This window comes from Streptomyces sp. NPDC045778 (assembly GCF_056431945.1).
In genome coordinates this window covers 26,416-43,798 of record NZ_JBWKJZ010000021.1, presented here as the reverse complement: position 1 = coordinate 43,798, position 17,383 = coordinate 26,416, and the positions used below count along the sequence as shown (strand labels likewise).

Annotated in this window: 14 protein-coding genes, 1 pseudogene and 2 riboswitches; of the genes and pseudogenes, 4 read left to right on the top strand and 11 right to left on the bottom strand. The window is 74.3% G+C overall.

From position 1 onward, the window contains the following. Positions 1 to 36 precede the first annotated feature (36 nt). A complete protein-coding gene (locus tag AC07GB_RS25360) occupies positions 37 to 720 on the top strand; it encodes an HAD family hydrolase (protein WP_478849165.1) in 684 nt (227 codons plus the stop codon). Positions 721 to 798: 78 nt separating this feature from the next. Here the strand turns inward: AC07GB_RS25360 and AC07GB_RS25355 are convergent, their stop codons facing one another. The 8 genes and pseudogenes from AC07GB_RS25355 to tsaD all read right to left on the bottom strand — a co-directional run bounded on the left by AC07GB_RS25355 (position 799) and on the right by tsaD (position 11,053). After that, on the bottom strand, positions 799 to 1,599 hold the full coding sequence (locus AC07GB_RS25355) for an enoyl-CoA hydratase (protein WP_478849163.1): 801 nt from the start codon (positions 1,597 to 1,599) through the stop codon (positions 799 to 801). Beyond that, on the bottom strand, positions 1,592 to 2,713 hold the full coding sequence (gene mmsB, locus AC07GB_RS25350; RefSeq protein ID WP_478849161.1) for a 3-hydroxyisobutyrate dehydrogenase: 1,122 nt from the start codon (positions 2,711 to 2,713) through the stop codon (positions 1,592 to 1,594). The genes AC07GB_RS25355 and mmsB overlap by 8 nt, the downstream gene beginning before the upstream one ends. After that, positions 2,596 to 3,585: pseudogene (locus AC07GB_RS25345) on the bottom strand (enoyl-CoA hydratase/isomerase family protein); the annotation flags it as partial. The gene mmsB and the pseudogene AC07GB_RS25345, both read right to left, overlap by 118 nt. After that, on the bottom strand, positions 3,582 to 4,733 hold the full coding sequence (locus tag AC07GB_RS25340) for an acyl-CoA dehydrogenase family protein (protein WP_478849159.1): 1,152 nt from the start codon (positions 4,731 to 4,733) through the stop codon (positions 3,582 to 3,584). The gene AC07GB_RS25340 and the pseudogene AC07GB_RS25345, both read right to left, overlap by 4 nt. A 5-nt stretch (positions 4,734 to 4,738) precedes the next feature. Then, the gene (locus tag AC07GB_RS25335) at positions 4,739 to 6,238 is read right to left on the bottom strand and encodes a CoA-acylating methylmalonate-semialdehyde dehydrogenase (RefSeq protein WP_478849157.1); all 1,500 of its coding nucleotides are present in this window, start codon (positions 6,236 to 6,238) and stop codon (positions 4,739 to 4,741) included. A 171-nt stretch (positions 6,239 to 6,409) separates the two neighbouring features. Further along, positions 6,410 to 6,589, bottom strand: a riboswitch (cobalamin riboswitch). Between the two features lie 140 nt (positions 6,590 to 6,729). Further along, positions 6,730 to 9,390: an alanine--tRNA ligase gene (gene alaS / locus AC07GB_RS25330; RefSeq protein WP_478849155.1), complete on the bottom strand. Its 2,661-nt coding sequence runs from the start codon at positions 9,388 to 9,390 to the stop codon at positions 6,730 to 6,732. 26 nt (positions 9,391 to 9,416) lie between these two features. After that, complete coding sequence (locus tag AC07GB_RS25325) at positions 9,417 to 9,989, bottom strand: N-acetyltransferase family protein (protein WP_478849153.1); 573 nt, start codon at positions 9,987 to 9,989, stop codon at positions 9,417 to 9,419. Further along, positions 9,989 to 11,053, bottom strand: coding sequence for a tRNA (adenosine(37)-N6)-threonylcarbamoyltransferase complex transferase subunit TsaD (gene tsaD, locus AC07GB_RS25320; RefSeq protein WP_478849151.1), 1,065 nt, complete (start codon positions 11,051 to 11,053; stop codon positions 9,989 to 9,991). Before tsaD ends, AC07GB_RS25325 begins: the two co-directional genes overlap by 1 nt. A 2-nt stretch (positions 11,054 to 11,055) precedes the next feature. Here tsaD and AC07GB_RS25315 point away from each other — a divergent pair, with 2 nt between their 5' ends. Both AC07GB_RS25315 and metE read left to right on the top strand, forming a co-directional pair. Continuing rightward, a complete protein-coding gene (locus tag AC07GB_RS25315; protein WP_478849149.1) occupies positions 11,056 to 11,190 on the top strand; it encodes a hypothetical protein in 135 nt (44 codons plus the stop codon). A gap of 70 nt (positions 11,191 to 11,260) precedes the next feature. Further along, positions 11,261 to 11,477, top strand: a riboswitch (cobalamin riboswitch). Between the two features lie 162 nt (positions 11,478 to 11,639). Beyond that, positions 11,640 to 13,964 carry a 5-methyltetrahydropteroyltriglutamate--homocysteine S-methyltransferase gene (gene metE, locus AC07GB_RS25310; protein ID WP_478849147.1) on the top strand — a complete coding sequence of 775 codons (2,325 nt, stop codon included), beginning with the start codon at positions 11,640 to 11,642 and terminating at the stop codon, positions 13,962 to 13,964. A gap of 47 nt (positions 13,965 to 14,011) precedes the next feature. On the opposite strand, the gene AC07GB_RS25305 is transcribed toward metE, so the two are convergent. From AC07GB_RS25305 to AC07GB_RS25295, 3 genes are read right to left on the bottom strand one after another with little or no spacing between them, the layout of a single operon-like run. Next, complete coding sequence (locus AC07GB_RS25305; RefSeq protein WP_478849145.1) at positions 14,012 to 14,581, bottom strand: TetR/AcrR family transcriptional regulator; 570 nt, start codon at positions 14,579 to 14,581, stop codon at positions 14,012 to 14,014. A 23-nt stretch (positions 14,582 to 14,604) separates the two neighbouring features. Continuing rightward, a complete protein-coding gene (locus tag AC07GB_RS25300; protein WP_478849144.1) occupies positions 14,605 to 16,008 on the bottom strand; it encodes an amidase in 1,404 nt (467 codons plus the stop codon). Continuing rightward, complete coding sequence (locus tag AC07GB_RS25295) at positions 15,995 to 16,195, bottom strand: hypothetical protein (RefSeq protein ID WP_478849143.1); 201 nt, start codon at positions 16,193 to 16,195, stop codon at positions 15,995 to 15,997. Before AC07GB_RS25295 ends, AC07GB_RS25300 begins: the two co-directional genes overlap by 14 nt. 204 nt (positions 16,196 to 16,399) lie before the next feature. Here AC07GB_RS25295 and AC07GB_RS25290 point away from each other — a divergent pair, with 204 nt between their 5' ends. After that, positions 16,400 to 17,284, top strand: coding sequence for an MBL fold metallo-hydrolase (locus tag AC07GB_RS25290; RefSeq protein WP_478849142.1), 885 nt, complete (start codon positions 16,400 to 16,402; stop codon positions 17,282 to 17,284). Positions 17,285 to 17,383 lie beyond the last annotated feature (99 nt).

The window sequence follows — 17,383 nt, the reverse complement described above, 5'->3', positions numbered from 1 at the left end:
CTTCGGCTTGATCACGCTCTTGGCATGCTTGCGGGTATGAGCGCCTTGAACGACACCTCGGTCATCTTCGATCTCGACGGCACCCTCGTGGACAGCGAGCCCAACTACTTCGAGGCGGGACGGCAGCTGCTCGCCGAGCAGGGCGTCACGGACTTCACCTGGCAGGACCACGAGACGTACGTGGGCATCTCCACGCAGGAGACCCTGGCCCGCTGGAAGCGGCTCTACGGTCTGAGCACGCCGCTCCCCGACCTGCTCGCGGACAAGAACCGGCGCTATCTGGAGCTGGCCCGCGCCTCCACGCGGGTCTATCCGCAGATGGCGGCCTTCGTGGAGCTGCTGCACGAGGCGGGGGTGCCGATGGCCGTGGCGTCGGGTTCCTCGCGCGCCGCGATCGGGGCGATCCTGGAGAGCACGGGCCTCGACGCGTGGCTGAAGACGTATGTGTCGGCCGACGAGGTCGCGCGCGGCAAGCCCGCGCCGGATGTCTTCCTGGCCGCCGCGGAGCTGCTCGGGGCCGAGCCCGCGCGCTGTGTGGTCCTGGAGGACGCCGTGCCGGGGGCCCTGGCCGCCAAGGCCGCGGGCATGCGGTGCGTCGCGATCCCCTACGTCCCCGCGCAGGCCGGTGATCCGGCGTTCGCCGCGGCGGAGTTCCTGGTGCGGGGCGGGCAGGCGGAGTTCTCGGCACGGGCCGTGGTCGACTGGCTGGCGGGGCGCTAGCCACCGCCGGGCGCGGGGAACAGCCGCGACGGACCGACGGCCGGAACGACGGCCCGTCGCGGCGCCCCCGGCGCAGCCCTACCGGTGCCGGAACTCCGGCGGACGCTTCTCCACGAAGGCGTCCATTCCCTCCTTCTGGTCGTCGGTCGCGAACACGGCGTGGAACAGCCTGCGTTCGAAGCGGACGCCTTCCGTGAGGGTGGTCTCGAAGGCGCGGTTCACCGCCTCCTTGGCCATCATCGCGACCGGCAGCGACATGCCCGCCACGGTCCCGGCGACCGCCAGGGCCTCGGTGAGCAGGTCGTCGGCAGGCACGACGCGGGAGACGAGCCCGGCCCGCTCGGCCTCGGCGGCGTCCATGGTGCGGCCGGTCAGGCACAGTTCCATGGCCTTGGCCTTGCCGACGGCGCGGGTGAGGCGCTGGGAGCCGCCGATGCCGGGGATCACACCGAGCTTGATCTCGGGCTGCCCGAACACGGCGGTGTCGGCGGCGAGCAGGATGTCGCAGAGCATGGCGAGTTCGCAGCCGCCGCCGAGGGCGTAGCCGGAGACGGCCGCGACCGTCGGCGTGCGCAGCTGGGCGAGCCGGTCCCACGCGGTGAACCAGTCGCTGAGGTACATGTCCAGGTAGCCGTGCGGCCGCATCTCCTTGATGTCGGCGCCCGCGGCGAACGCCTTCGCGGACCCGGTCAGGACGATGCAGCCGACGTCCGGTGACCGGTCGAGTTCCTCGGCCGCCTCGACGACCTCCCGCATGACCTGGAGGTTGAGGGCGTTGAGCGCCTCGGGCCGGTTGAGGGTGAGCAGGGCCGTGCGCGGGCCCGCCGCCCGGTCGACGAGGATGGTGTCGTAGGCCTTGGTGGCGGTGGGCTCACTCATGCGGCTGTCCTTCCGGGTCCCTGAGGGTCTCGACGATCCCGGAGAAGTCCTTCTCCGCTCCGGGTCCTTGGGCGAAGCTCTGGTACATCTCGGCTGCGCGCAGGCCGAGTTCGGCCGGCACCTCGCCCGCGCGGATCGCGGCGGCGGCGAGGCCCAGGTCCTTGGCCATCAGGGGTGCGGCGAAGCCGGGGCGGTAGTCGCGGTTGGCGGGCGAGCCGGGGACCGGGCCCGGCACGGGGCAGTTGGTGGTGAGCGCCCAGCACTGGCCGGACGCCGTGGCCGCCACGTCGTACAGGGCCTGGTGGGACAGGCCGAGGCTCTCGCCGAGGACGAAGGCCTCGCTCACGGCGATCATCGAGATGCCGAGGATCATGTTGTTGCAGATCTTCGCGGCCTGCCCGGCGCCCGCCGCCCCGCAGTGCACGGTCTTCCTGCCCATCGCGGACAGCAGGGGCTCGGCGCGGGCGACGTCCGCCGCGAAGCCGCCGGCCATGAAGGTGAGCGTGCCCGCCTCCGCGCCCACGACGCCGCCGGAGACCGGCGCGTCGACGGCGGCGTGCCCGGCGGCGGCGGCCGCCGCGTGTGCGGCGCGGGCATCGGCGACGTCGATCGTGGAGCAGTCCACGAACAGCGTGCCGGGCCGGGCCGCGCCGAGCAGCCCCTCGTCTTCGTAGAGGGCGAGGACGTGACGGCCCGCGGGGAGCATGGTGAGGACGGCGTCGGCCTCCGCCACGGCGGCCACCGCCGACGGCGCGGCCTCAACGCCCGCGGCGACGGCGGCGGCGAGCGCCTCCGGTACCAGGTCGTAGCCCACGACTCGGTGTCCTGCCCTGACGAGGTTGGCGGCCATCGGGCCGCCCATGTGACCGAGGCCCAGGAAGGCGACGACGCCGCCCGCCCGGTCCTGTGCGGCGGGGTTCACCACGGCTCCTCCTGTGCCGGGCCGTCGGCGCCGAGCGCGAGGTCGCGCGCGCCGAGCGGCGTGAAGTAGCGGTCCACGTGGGCGCCGGTGACCCCGGCGAGCGTGGCCGGTGACCAGCGCGGGGCGCGGTCCTTGTCGATGACCTGGGCGCGGATGCCCTCCACGAGGTCGGCGGAGCCGAGGGCCGCGCACGACACGCGGTACTCCTGCTCCAGGACCCGCTCCAGGGGGCCGAGCCGCCGGGCCTCGCGCAGCGCCCTGAGGGTGACCTTGAGGGCGGTGGGCGACTTGCCGAGCAGGGTCTCGGCGGCCTCCTTGGCGGCCGGGGAGCCGTGCGCCTGGAGGCGGTCGACGATGTCCTCGACGGTGGCGGCCGGGTAGCAGGCGTCGATCCACTCCCGCTGCCCGGCGAGCGTCCCGGCCGGTGCCTCGGTCACGTACCGGGCGAGGACGTCGCGTACCGGCTCGGTCGCGAGGTCCGCGACGAGGCGCGGCAGGTCGGCGGACGGGACGAAGTGGTCGGCGAGGCCGCACAGGAGCGCGTCCCGCGCGCCCACCGGCTCGCCCGTGAGGGCCAGGTGGGTGCCGAGTTCGCCGGGCGCGAGGCCGAGCAGATAGGTGCCGCCGACGTCGGGCACGAAGCCGATGCCGGTCTCCGGCATGGCGATGCGGGAGCGCTCGGTGACGACCCGGACGCTGCCGTGCGCGGAGACGCCGACACCGCCGCCCATCACGATGCCGTCCATGACGGCGACGTACGGCTTGGGGTAGCGGGCGATGCGGGCGTTCAGGCGGTACTCGTCGCGCCAGAAGTCCGCCGACGCGCCGCCGCCCGCGCGCGCGTCCTCATGGATCCGCCGGATGTCGCCGCCCGCGCACAGGCCGCGGTCGCCGGCGCCGGTGAGGACGACGGTCTCCACGGCCGGGTCCGCCGCCCAGACGGTCAGGGCCTCGTCGATGGCGCGGACCATGGTGTGGGTGAGGGCGTTCAGGGCGCGCGGCCGGTTGAGGGTGAGGTGTCCCGCGCGCCCCTCGGTGCGGATCAGGACGGGTTCCTCGGTCATCGCAGCGCCCCCGTGAGGCCGCGGGCCACGATCAGACGCATGATCTCGTTGGTTCCTTCCAGGATGCGGTGCACCCGCAGGTCGCGGACCAGCTTCTCGATGCCGTACTCCGTCAGATAGCCGTAGCCGCCGTGGAGTTGGAGGGCGCGGTCGGCGACGGAGTGGCCGGTGTCGGTGGCGAACCGCTTGGCCATGGCGCACAGCTGCGGCGCCTGCGGGTCGCCCTGGTCGAGGGCCTGCGCGGCCTGCCGGACCAGGGCGCGGGCCGCGGCCAGCTCGGTCGCCATGTCGGCGAGCTGGAAGCGCAGCGCCTGCGCGTCGAGCAGCGGGGCCCCGAACGCCTCCCGGTCCGCGAGGTGGACGAGGCTGCGGTCGAGCGCGCTGCGGGCGCCGCCGAGGGAGCAGGCGGCGATGCCGAGACGGCCGCCGTTGAGGGCGTTCATGGCGATGCGGAAGCCGTCGCCCTCGGCGCCGAGCAGCCGGTCGGCGGGGACGCGCACGCCGTCGAGGACGACCTGCCGGGTGGGCTGCGCGTTCCAGCCCATCTTCTTCTCGTTCGCGCCGAAGGACAGTCCGGGGTCGTCGCGTTCGACGACGAACGCGGACACGCCGCCGGGTCCGCCGCCGCCGGTGCGGGCCATCACCACGTACAGGTGGGAGGCGCCCGCGCCGGAGATGAACTGCTTGACGCCGGTGAGGACGTACGCGTCGCCGTCGCGCTCGGCGCGGGTGCTCAGGGCGGCGGCGTCCGAGCCGGCCCCGGGCTCGGTGAGGCAGTAGCTGCCGAGCCGGTCCATGGAGGTCAGCGACTCCAGCCAGCGACCGCGCTGGGCGCGGTCGCCGTAGTGGTCGATCATCCAGGCGACCATGTTGTGGATGGACAGATAGCCGGCGACGGAGGGGCAGCCGGAGGCGAGCGCCTCGAAGACGAGGACGCCGTCGGACCGGCTCAGGCCGGAGCCGCCCGCGGCCTCGTCGACGTAGACGCCGCCGAGCCCGAGGCCCGCGGCCTTGCGCAGCACGTCGACCGGGAAGTGCTTGTCCTGGTCCCAGGCGACGGCGTGCGGGGCGAGGTGTTCCGCGGCGAAGTCCAGGGTGGTCTCGACGAGGGCGAGCTGGTCGTCGGTGAGCAGCGTGGTGGTGGTCATCGGGCTCACGCCGTCGTCGGGATCGTGAAGCTCGCGCCTTCCTTCGCCCCGGAGGGCCAGCGCGAGGTGACGGTCTTGGTGCGGGTGTAGAAGCGGATGGCGTCGGGCCCGTGCTGGTTGAGGTCGCCGAATCCGGAGCGCTTCCAGCCGCCGAAGGTGTGGTACGCGACGGGGACCGGGATGGGTACGTTGACGCCGACCATGCCGGTGTCGACGCGCCGGGTGAAGTCGCGGGCGGTGCCGCCGTCGCGGGTGAAGAGCGCGACGCCGTTGCCGTAGGGGTGCTCGGTGGGCAGCCGCAGAGCCTCTTCGTAGTCGGCGGCCCGGACGACGGACAGGACGGGTCCGAAGATCTCCTCCTGGTAGATCCGCATGTCCGGGGTGACGCGGTCGAAGAGCGAGGCGCCCGCGAAGAAGCCGCGCTCGTGCCCCGCCAGGGTGAAGTCGCGGCCGTCGACGACGAGTTCGGCGCCCTCCTCGACGCCGAGGTCGACGTAGGAGCGGACGCGGTCGACGGCGTCGGGGCCGACCAGCGGCCCGAAGTCGGCCTCGGGGTCGTCGGAGCGGCCGATGCGCAGCGCGCCGACGCGCTCCTTGAGGCGGGCCACCAGGGCGTCGGCGGTGGCCTCGCCGACCGGGACGGCCACGGAGATCGCCATGCAGCGCTCCCCCGCGGAGCCGTAGCCCGCGCCGAGCAGCGCGTCGACGGCCTGGTCGAGGTCCGCGTCCGGCATCACGATCATGTGGTTCTTGGCGCCGCCGAAGCACTGGGCGCGCTTGCCGTGGGCGGCGGCGGTGGCGTACACGTGCGCGGCGACGGGTGTGGAGCCGACGAAGCCGAGCGCCTTGACGCGCGGGTCCGAAAGGAGCGTGTCGACGGACTCCTTGCCGCCGTTGACGACGTTCAGGACGCCCGGCGGCAGGCCCGCTTCGAGGAACAGCTCGGCCAGGCGCAGCGGGACGGAAGGGGCGCGCTCGGAGGGCTTGAGGACGAAGGCGTTGCCGCAGGCGAGCGCGGGCGCGGCCTTCCACAGCGGGATCATCGCGGGGAAGTTGAAGGGCGTGATCCCGGCGACGACGCCGAGGGGGCGGCGCAGCGAGTGCACGTCGATGCCGGTGCCCGCGTTGTCGGTGAACTCGCCCTTGAGCAGGTGCGGGATGCCCGCGGCGAACTCCACGACCTCCAGGCCGCGCTGGAGGTCGCCGTGCGCGTCGGCGACGGTCTTGCCGTGCTCGGACGACAACAGGCGCGCGAGGGTGTCGCGTTCGCCTTCGACGAGCTGGAGGAAGCGCAGCAGCACGCGGGCGCGGCGCTGCGGGTTCCACTCGCCCCAGGCGTGTTGTGCCTCGGTGGCGTTCGCGATCGCCGCCTCGGTGTCCGCGCGGTGCGCGAGCGGTACGCGCGCCTGTACGTCACCGGTGTTGGGGTCGTACACGTCGGCGTGCGTTCCCGATGTTCCCGGGGTGTGCTCGCCGCCGATGAAGTGGGTCAGTTCACGGACCATGGGGGCCTGCTTCTCTCGTCAGGTGTGGTCCGGGGATGGCGGGGCCGGTCCGCGTGCCGCCGGGGCACGCCGAACGGCCGTCAGGCAGCGGGGGTCACCGCTCGCAGGTCCGGGTCTCCAGGGTCGCGGGTGCGCACCGGGGCCATGCGTGTCTGCTCCATCCTCGTGGACAACACGGAACACCCCGCGGCCGGTATCCTGACTCCCGGATCAGCGCGCGCTCCCCGCCTTCCCGACGGAGTTCTCCGTCAGTGGCGTTCAGGTCTTCGTGAGAGCGCACTCCCCGGTCACAGTGGCGGGACCGTGCCGGATTCACACCGGCTTCCCTGCACCGCGGGCCTTGGTCACGACGATATACTTGGACGTCCTAGTAAGTCCATGGAGGCCTACCCCTACCGCACCCCTGCCGCCCCCGAAGGAGCGCGGGGAGCCGCGCGTCCGGCCACGGCGGACCGCGGGAAAGGCGGCCGTCCCGGCTGGACGCGCGGTGCTCAGGCGCCGAGTTCCTCGCGTACGACGCCGGGGAGCCCGGCCACGGCCGCCGCGAGCGCGTCCCGGTCCGCGCCGCCGCCCTGCGCGACCTCGTCGGAGCCGCCGCCGCGCCCGCCGAGCAGCCGCTTGACCAAGTCGGACGCGGACAACCCGGCGGCGCGTGCCGCCTTGTTCACCGCTACGGCGAGGACCGGCTTGTCGCCGGAGAGGGTCACGGCGGCCACGCCCGGCCGCTCCGCGCGCAGCCGCCCGCGCACTTCGAGGGCCAGGGCCCGCGCGGCGCCCGCGTCGCCGTCCGTCGTGGCGGTGGCCACGGACGCGCCGGCCACCTCGACGGCCTGCCCGGCGAGTTCGGCGGCGCGGGCGGCGCGGGCCGTCTGCCGCAGGCGCTCGTTCTCCCGGTCCGCGGCCTTGAGCCGGTCGAGGAGCGCGGCGATCCGGTCGGGGAGTTCGGCGCGCGGCGCCTGCACCTGCTCGGCGATCCGGGCCACCAGGTCGCGCTCGCGCGCGAGGTAGCCGAAGCCCTCGACGCCGACCGCGGCCTCCAGGCGGCGCATGCCCGCGCCCACCGACGACTCACCGGTCAGCGCGACCACGCCGACCTGTGAGGCGTGCTCGACGTGGGTGCCGCCGCACAGCTCGCGCGACCAGGCGCCGCCGATCTCGACCACCCGGACCCGCTCGCCGTACGTCTCGTCGAACAAGGCGAGCGCGCCCAGCTCCTTGGCCTCGGGCAGCGTCATCCAGCGCACCCCGACGGGCAGGTCACGGCGGAGCGCGCGGTTGGCGGCCTCCTCGACCTCGCTGCGCACGGTGGCGGAGAGGCCGCCGCGCCAGGGGAAGTCCAGGCGCAGATAGCCCGGGCGGTTGTAGGAGCCGGACTGGAGGGCGGTCGGGCCGAGGATCTCGCGCAGGGCGGCGTGCAGGACGTGGGTGCCCGAGTGGGCCTGGCGCGCGCCGAGCCGCCACTCCGGGTCGACGGCGGCGTGCACGGCGTCGCCGACGGCCAACTCCCCCGCGGTGACGCGGATCTGATGGGCCACCAGGCCGGGCAGCGGCCGCTGCACGTCGAGCACATCGGCTTCGAGGGAGGCCCCCGAGAGCCGTCCGGCGTCGCTGTCCTGGCCGCCGGACTCGGCGTAGAACGGGGTACGGTCGAGGACGGCGGTGACGATCTCACCGGCGCGGACGACGGGTACGGGACCGGCCGGGCCCACGAGCGCGAGGACGCGGGAGTCCGTGGCCAGGCTGTCCCAGGCGCGCCAGTCGGTCGGCCCGTGCGCGTCGAGGACGGCACGCAGGGCCGAGGTGTCGGGGGCGGAGCCGGACTTGCGGGCGCGGGCGTCGGCGCGGGCCCGCTCGCGCTGCTCGCGCATGAGCGCGGTGAAGCCCTCCCGGTCGACCTCGACGCCCTGCTCGGCGGCCATCTCCAGGGTGAGGTCGATGGGGAAGCCGTAGGTGTCGTGCAGCAGGAAGGCCTGGGCGCCGGGCAACTGGCGGCCGCCGCCGGCCTTGACCTGGGTGACGGCGGTGTCCAGGACGGTGGTGCCCTGCTTGAGGGTGGCGCGGAAGGCGTCCTCCTCGCCCTGGGCCTGGTCGGCGACGCGCTCGTAGGCCTCGGCGACCTCGGGGTAGCTCGGCGCCATCCGGTCGCGGGCGACGGCGAGGAGGTCCGCGAGGGCGGGGTCGCCGTAGCCGAGCTGACGCATGGAGCGCACGGCGCGGCGCAGGATGCGGCGCAGTACGTAGCCGCGGCCCTCGTTGCCGGGCGCGGTGCCGTCGGTGAGCAGCATCAGGGCGGTGCGGACGTGGTCGGCGACGACGCGCAGGCGTACGTCGGCGGCGGCGTCGGCGCCGTAGCGGACCCCGGCGAGTTCGGCGGCGCGGTCGAGGACAGGCCGGGTCTCGTCGGTCTCGTAGAGGTTGTCCACGCCCTGGAGGAGGGTGGCCATGCGCTCCAGGCCCATGCCGGTGTCGATGTTGCGGCGGGGCAGTTCGCCGAGGACGGGGTAGCCGGTCTTGCCGGTGCCCTCGCCGCGCTCGTACTGCATGAAGACGAGGTTCCAGAACTCCATGTACCGGTCCTCGTCGACGGCGGGGCCGCCCGCGCGGCCGAGCGCGGGGCCCCGGTCGTAGTACAGCTCCGAGCAGGGGCCGCAGGGGCCCGGCACGCCCATGGACCAGAAGTTGTCCTCGTCGCCGCGGGCCACGATCCGCTCGTCGGGCAGGTCGGCGACGCGTCGCCACAGGCCGCGCGACTCGTCGTCGGAGTGGTGCACGGTCACCCAGATCTTCGCCGGGTCGAGGCCGTAGCCGCCGTCCGCGACGGAGCGGGTGCTCAGGTCCCAGGCGAAGGTGATGGCTTCTTCCTTGAAGTAGTCGCCGAAGGAGAAGTTGCCGTTCATCTGGAAGAACGAGCCGTGCCGCGTCGTCTTGCCGACCTCCTCGATGTCGAGGGTGCGTACGCACTTCTGCACGCTGGTGGCGCGCTGCCAGGGCGGCGCGACCTCGCCGGTCAGGTACGGCTTGAACGGCACCATGCCCGCGTTGACGAACAGGAGCGTCGGGTCGGGCGTGGGCAGCGGGGCGCTGGGGACCACGGTGTGGCCGCGCTCGGCGAAGAAGTCGAGGAAGCGGGTGCGGATGTCGGCGGTGCGCAAGGCGTGCTCCGGGCGGGGCTGAGGAGTTACAGGGGCGGGAGGGCGGCGGTGCGCGCCGGGTGGCCGGGGCCGAGGAAGACGGCGGTGCCGTGCCCGTCGGGGGCGGGGTGGGTGACCTGCCGCCAGCCGAGCCGCTCGTAGAAGCGGACGGTGGCGTCGGCCTTGACGGACGTGAGCAGCCAGCAGCGGCCTTCGGGCGCGTCACGCGTGACCGTCTGGAGGAGCCTGCGGCCAAGTCCGCGTCCGTGCGCGCCGGGCGTGACGGCGAGTTCGTCGACCTCCAGGCCGCCGCACAGCCACGCGGCGGTGCGCTCGGCGCCGAGCGCCGCGGTGACGCGCGGGTAGGAGCGGGTGGCGGGCAGCGGGGTGCTCGACGTCCAGGCCGTGGCGAAGCCGAGGACCCGGTCGCCGTCGAGGGCGACGGCGCCCGCGAAGCCGGGGCGGTCCGCGTCGTCCGCGAGGCGCGTGAGATAGCCGTCGGCCTCGGCGGGGTCCGCGTGCCAGGGCGGCTCGGCGAACGCGGCGGCGTAGACCGCGCGGACGCCGTCGCGGTGGGCGAGCAGGCCGGGGCCCGCGACGCGGTGCACCACGGCGGCCATCAGGCGGCCCGCGCGAAGGCCGTGGCGGGGTGCAGCGCGGCGTACTCCAGCGGAGCCGACGGGTCGATGGACACGTCGAGGGGCGCGGGCTCGGCACCCGCGCGCACCAGGAGGTCGCCGACGGCTGCGATCATCGCGCCGTTGTCGGTGCACAGGCCGAGCGGCGGGACGCGCAGGGTGACGCCGGCCGCCCGGCAGCGCTCCTCGGCGAGGGCCCGCACGCGGGAGTTCGCGGCGACGCCGCCGACGACCACGAGGGTGTCCACGCCGTGCGCGGCGCAGGCCGCGACCGCCTTGCGGGTCAGGACGTCGGCGACGGCTTCCTGGAGCGCGGCGGCCCCGTCGGCGACCGGCAGGTCGCCGCCCCGGTGGCTCTCGGCCCAGCGGGCCGCGGCGGTCTTCAGGCCGGAGAACGAGAAGGCGTACGGGTCGTCGCGCGGCCCGGTCAGCGGGCGCGGGAAGGCCACCGCGTCCGGCGAGCCCTCGCGGGCCGCGCGGTCGACGGCCGGGCCGCCCGGGTAGGGCAGGCCGAAGACGCGGGCCACCTTGTCGAAGCACTCCCCCGCGGCGTCGTCCAGGGTGTCGCCCAGGTGCGTGATCGGGTCGCGGGCGAGGTCGCGCACGAGCAGCAGCGAGGTGTGGCCGCCGGAGACGATGAGGACCACGCACGGGTCGGGCAGCGGGCCGTGCTCCAGGGTGTCGGCGGCGACGTGCCCGGCCAGGTGGTGCACGCCGTACAGCGGCACGTCGAGCGCGTACGCGAGCCCCTTCGCTCCGGCGAGGCCGACCTGGAGGGCGCCGGAGAGGCCGGGCCCGGTGGTCACGGCGACGGCGCCGATGTCGCCGAACCGCAGCCCCGCCTGGTCGAGGGCGCGGCGGACCACCGGGTTCAGCGCGTGCACGTGGGCGCGGGCGGCGATCTCGGGCACGACGCCGCCGAAGCGGGCGTGCTCGTCCATGCTGGACGCGACGGCGTGCCCGAGCAGGCGTCCGTCCCGGACGAGACCCGCACCGGTCTCGTCGCAAGAAGACTCGATCCCCAGAACGATCCGAGGGGGTGCCATGCGTGTACTCCCGCTTCTTCGGCGTGCCGACCGGCTCCTTCGGCCTGCCGACCGGCTCCACCGGCTCCTTCGGCCTGCCGACCGGCTCCACCGGCTCCTTCGGCGTGCCGACCGGCCCGGCTACTGCCTCTCCATAGTAATTGCAATCTATGTGCAATAAGCAGGGCCCTCCGTCTTCCCCCCTCCCCCGGACAGGGGTTCATCACCTACGCTTGCGGCGCGACTGGTTCGCCCTGCCCGCCAGGCAGCGGCGTCGTAAGAGGGAACCCGGTGGGAATCCGGGACTGCCCCGCAGCGGTGAGTGGGAACGACCGCCGTCATACGCACTGGGTCCGGCACGGACCCGGGAAGCGACGGCCAGTAGGTGACCTCCTCGGAGGTCTCGCCCGCGAGTCCGAAGACCTGCCCGTCGCCCGTGCGCGCCTCGGCGTGCGCGGCTCACCGGTGACCTCGTGGGCGGGTCGGCGTACACATCGGGCACAGGCGCGCGGCCGTCGAAGGCCGTGGCCGGTCGTCCCGGTCTGTCTTCCTTCGCGTTCCCGATCGTCCCGGGACTCACACGACATTGCTCGCGAAGGAGAGTTCTGTGACAGACACGTCCGCAGCCGCGGCGGCACGGGCCACCGTGTACGGCTACCCCCGCCAGGGCGCAGACCGGGAGCTGAAGAAGGCCGTCGAGGGCTACTGGAAGGGCCGCGTCGACGCCCGGGCCCTGCGGGAGACCGCCGCCCTGCTGCGCCGCACCACCTGGGAGCAGCTCGCGGACGCCGGTGTCCACGAGGTGCCGACCGGCGACTTCTCGTACTACGACCACGTCCTGGACACCAGCGTGATGGTCGGCGCGATCCCCGCCCGGCACCGCGCCGCGGTCGCGGCCGACCCGCTGGACGGCTACTTCGCGATGGCCCGGGGCACCGCGGACGTGGCGCCCCTCGAAATGACCAAGTGGTTCGACACCAACTACCACTACCTGGTGCCGGAGCTGGGCCCGGACACGGTCTTCGCGGCGGACGCGACGAAGCAGGTCGCCGAGGTGAAGGAGGCACTCGCGCTCGGGCTCGCCGCGCGCCCCGTGCTCGTCGGCCCGGTCACCTATCTGCTGCTCGCCAAGCCCGCGCCGGACGTCGACCCCGGCTTCGAGCCGCTGACGCTCCTGGACCGGCTGCTTCCCGTGTACGCGGAGGTCCTCGCCGACCTGCGGGCGGCGGGCGCCGCCTGGGTGCAGCTGGACGAGCCCGCGCTCGTGCAGGACCGCACGCCCGCCGATCTGAACGCGGCGGCCCGCGCCTACCGCGACCTGGGCGCGCTCGCCGACCGGCCGAAGCTGCTCGTCGCCTCCTACTTCGACCGGCTCGGCGAAGCCCTCCCGGTGCTCGCCAAGGCGCCCGTCGAGGGTCTCGCCGTCGACTTCACGGGCCCCGCAGCCGCCAACCTCGACGACCTCGCGCGGGTGGGCGGCCTGCCCGGCAAGCGCCTGGTCGCGGGGGTCGTCGACGGGCGCAACATCTGGATCAACAACCTGGAGAAATCCCTCAGCACCCTCGGCACGCTGCTCGGGCTCGCCGACCGCGTGGACGTCGCCGCCTCCTGCTCCCTGCTGCACGTGCCGCTGGACGCCGCCGTCGAGCGCGACATCGACCCGCAGGTCACGCGCTGGCTCGCCTTCGCCCGGCAGAAGACGGCCGAGCTGGTCACCCTGGCCCGGGGCCTGTCCCGGGGCACGGACACCATCGCCGCCGAACTCGCCGCGAACCGCGCCGACCTGGCCTCGCGCGCGGGCTCCGCGCTCACCCACGACCCGGCGGTGCGCGCCCGCGCCGCCGCCGCGAGCGCCGCCGACGCCCGGCGCGCGCAGCCGTACGCCGAGCGGGCCGCGGCGCAGCGCGCGAGCCTGGGCCTGCCGCTGCTCCCGACGACGACCATCGGCTCGTTCCCGCAGACCACCGAGTTGCGCGCGGCCCGGGCCGACCTGCGCGCGGGCCGGATCGACGAGGCCCGGTACGAGCAGCGCATCGAGTCCGAGATCCAAGCGGTGCTCTCCTTCCAGGAGAAGGCGGGCATCGACGTCCTGGTGCACGGCGAGCCCGAGCGCAACGACATGGTCCAGTACTTCGCCGAGCAGCTCACGGGCTACCTCGCGCCCCGGCACGGCTGGGTCCAGTCGTACGGCACGCGCTATGTGCGGCCGCCGGTGCTCGCCGGTGACATCTCGCGCCCGGAGCCGATGACGGTGCGCTGGACCGCGTACGCCAACGCGCTCACCGACCGGCCGGTCAAGGGCATGCTGACCGGCCCGGTGACGATGCTCGCCTGGTCGTTCGTCCGCGACGACCAGCCGCTCGGCGACACCGCGCGCCAGGTGGCGCTCGCCCTGCGCGACGAGGTGAACGACCTGGAGGCGGCGGGCACGTCGGTGATCCAGGTCGACGAGCCCGCGCTGCGCGAGACGCTGCCGCTGCGCGCGGCAGGCCACGCCGCGTACCTGGAGTGGGCGACGGAGTCCTTCCGGCTCACCACCAGCGGCGTACGTCCCGAGACGCAGATCCACACCCACATGTGCTACGCGGAGTTCGGCGACGTCCTGAAGGCCATCGACGACCTCGACGCGGACGTCATCAGTCTGGAGGCGGCCCGCTCGCACATGCGGGTCGCGGACGAGCTGGCCGCCGCGGGCTATCCGCGCGAGGTGGGTCCCGGCGTGTACGACATCCACTCGCCGCGGGTGCCGAGCGCCGACGAGGCGGCGGCCCTGCTGCGCAAGGGCCTTGAGGCCATCCCCGCCGAGCGCCTCTGGGTCAACCCGGACTGCGGCCTGAAGACGCGCGGCTGGCCGGAGACCCGGGCGTCCCTGGAGAACCTGGTCGCCGCCGCGCGCCAGGTCCGGGCGGAGCTGGCGGCGCGGGAGTCCTGACGCGCGGGGCCCGGTGGCCGGGGGCGTCCCCGGCCACCGGGCCCCGCTCAGCGGGCGCCCGCCTCCAGGACCGCCTCGACCAGGCCCCGCGCGACCTCCGGTGACAGGCCGTCCGGCCGGAACAGGATGCGGAAGAGCAGCGGCGCGACCACGTGGTCCATGACGGCGTCGCGCTCCGGCAGCGACCGCTCGCCCCGCTCGGCGGCGCGCGCGAGGAGCAGGTCGATCTGCTCGGCGGAGTAGTCGGAGCAGCGGCTCGCGTTGCCGCTCTCGGGGTCGCCGAGGAGCGCGTCGCGCACATAGGCGCGGCCCGGCGCGGACGACATCTCCTCCAGGAAGTGCTCGGCCCAGGCGATCAGGTCGGCGCGGAAGTTGCCGTGGTCCGCCGGCTCCGCCTCGGGCCTGAGCCGCTCGACGGCGACGTCCGACAGGAGTTCCTGGAGGTCGCCCCAGCGGCGGTAGACCGTGGACGGCGTGACCCCGGCCCGCGCCGCGACCAGCGGGACGGTCAGGGCCGCGCGCCCCTGCTCCGCCTCCAGCTCGCGCACGGCGGCGTGCACGGACGCCTGCACCCGGGCGCTGCGCCCCCCGGGTCGGGCCATGGGCCTGGGACTCATGCCGTTCACCTTAACGCGAATTCCTAGCTTCTACGGGGACGGGGCCGGGGGCACGGCCCCGCCCCCGGCGCGAGCACCCCCGGCGCGAGGGCCCCCGTGTCCGGGCGCGTCCGTTCGTACGCGCGCCCGGTCCGCAGCAGGGTCCGCTCCTCGCGCGGTCGCCCGATGAGCTGCATGCCGAGGGGCAGGCCCGCACTGTCCCGGCCGGCGGGCACGGTCAGCGCGGGCAGTCCGGTGATGTTCGCGGGCGCGGACAGGCGTACGTAGGCGTCCGGCACGGTCTCCGTCGTGCCGTCCGGCCACTCCACGGTGTCCTGCCCGGTGCGGGCGGCGGTCAGCGGCACGGCGGGTGCGGCGACGACGTCGACCTCGTCCAGGAGCCGCGCCCACTTTTGGCGCATCAGGGTGCGGGCGCGCTGGGCCCGCAGGTAGTCGCCCGCGTGGAACAGCTCGCCCGCCTCAAGGAGCACCCGGACGTCGTCCCCGTACAGCTCGGGCGTCGCGCGCAGGGTCCGCTCGTGGTTCGCGCTGGCCTCGGGGACCATCAGGCCCCACTGGACCGCCTGGATGTAGCGGGTCATCGGGATCCGTACGTCGACGAGTTCGGCGCCCAGGTCGCGCAGCCGCTCGACGGCGGTCCGTACGGCGGCTTCGACGTCGGGGGTGACGCGGTCGAAGTAGTAGTTCGCGGGGACGCCGACCCGAAGGCCCGTCAGGTCCTCTTCGGTGAGCGGGAGGTGGGTGTCGCCGGTCAGGGCCGGGAGCACGAGGGCGGCGTCCTGGACCGTGCGCGTGATCGGGCCGACGTGGTCGAGGGACCAGGAAAGGGCGGTCACGCCGCGCGTGGGGACCAGGCCGTAGGTGGGCTTCAGACCGACCATGCCGTTGAGCGCGGCGGGGACCCTGATGGAGCCGCCGGTGTCGGTGCCGATCGAGAAGAGCGCTGCTCCGGCCGCGACGGCGACGGCCGAACCGCCGCTCGACCCGCCCGCGACCCGGTCGGGGTCCCAGGCGTTGCGGGTCTGCGGCGTCGTCAGGCCGTAGGCGAACTCGTGCGTGTGGACCTTGCCGAGGAGCACGGCGCCCGCCGCGGCGAGCCGGGCGGTGACGGCGCTGTCGGCCGCCGCCACGTGGCCGTCGCGCACGCGTGAACTGGCGCTCGTGGGCTGCCCCTTGACGTCGATGAGGTCCTTGAGGGCGAGCGGTATGCCGTGCAGGGGGCCGCGGGCGCGCCCTGCGGCGAGGTCGCGCTCCGCCTCCTCGGCGGCGCGGCGGGCGGCCTCGGGCCGTACCTCCACATAGGCGTTGAGGCCCGGCTCCACCTCGGCGGCGCGGTCCAGGACCGACGCGGTCAGCTCCACCGGGGACAGCTCGCGCGCGGCGATCGCGGCGGCAGCGGCGGCGAGGGTCAGCTCATACGGCCGCATCGCGCACCTCCGCCCCGGCGGGCGTGGGCGCCACGCCGGTGAGGTCGAGTTCGCGCAGGGTCGCGACGACGGCGTGGATGTGCGCGGCGGTGGCGGCCACGGCGTCGAGTCGCTCGTCGGCCAGCGGGAGCCCGGCCCGCTGGGCCCAGCGGGCCGCTTCGCGGCGGTCGAGGTCGGCAGGGGTCATGGGGGCGTGTCCTTCCAGACGGGACAACAAAAGCTAAGAGTTTGCTTTAGGTCACCTTAGGGGCTAGCCTCCACTAAAAGCAAAGGCATTGCTTTTAGCTGGCTGGGCGGTCGCGTGCGGCCTGCGGCGGCCCCAGAGCACCCTTTCGAGCCCCAGAGCACCCCCTCAAGCCCCAGAGCACCCCTTCGAGCCACGGAGCACCCCATGAACCACCAGCCCATCCCCAGCCCCACCTGGACCGTAGGGAACCTCGCCGTGCACCGCGTCGACGAGATCGACTTCCCGCCCGAGACGGGCGCCTGGCTGCTCCCCGACGCCACTCCTGACACCGTCGCCCAAGCCCCCTGGCTCACCCCGGACTTCGCCGACGACGAGGGCGTGCTGCGCGCGTCCAGCCACAGCTTCGCGTTCACCGTCGACGGGCGGCGGATCCTCGTGGACACGGGCATCGGCAACGGCAAGGAGCGCGCGCTGCCCGCCTGGAACGACCTGGACACCGACTACCTCGACCGGCTCACCACGGCCGGGTTCCCGCCCGACTCCGTCGACCTGGTGATCCTCACCCATCTGCACGCCGACCACGTCGGCTGGAACACCCGCCTGGACGGCGGTAGTTGGGTGCCGACCTTCCGCAACGCCCGCTATCTCACCACGCGTACGGAGTGGGACCACTGGGCGGCGGCGGACATGGAGGAGTCCCGGCGCCAGATGTTCCGGGACTCCGTGGACCCGGTCCACGCGGCGGGCCTGCTCGACTTCGCGGACATCACGCAGGGCCCCGTCACGCTCGCGCCGGGCCTGCGCCTCCTGCCGGCCCCCGGGCACACCCCCGGCCAGGTCGCCGTCGAGCTGAGCGACGGCGACGCCACCGCCCTGATCACCGGGGACGCCGTCCACCACCCCGTCCAGCTGGCCCACCCGGAGATCAACAGCTGCGTGGACATCGACCCCGCGCTCGCCCGCAGGACCCGCCGCGCCCTGCTCGGCTCGGCCGCGGACACCGGTGCGCTCCTGCTCGGCACCCACTTCGCCCCGCCGACAGGGGGCCGTGTCACGCCTGAGGGCGACGGCTGGAGGCTCGGCGTCTGACGCCCCGACAGTTTCATATTGGACCAGACCTATTGACGACAGGTCTATACCTACTTACCGTCTGCCGCATCACATCCCATCCGCAGCAAGGCCTCCCCG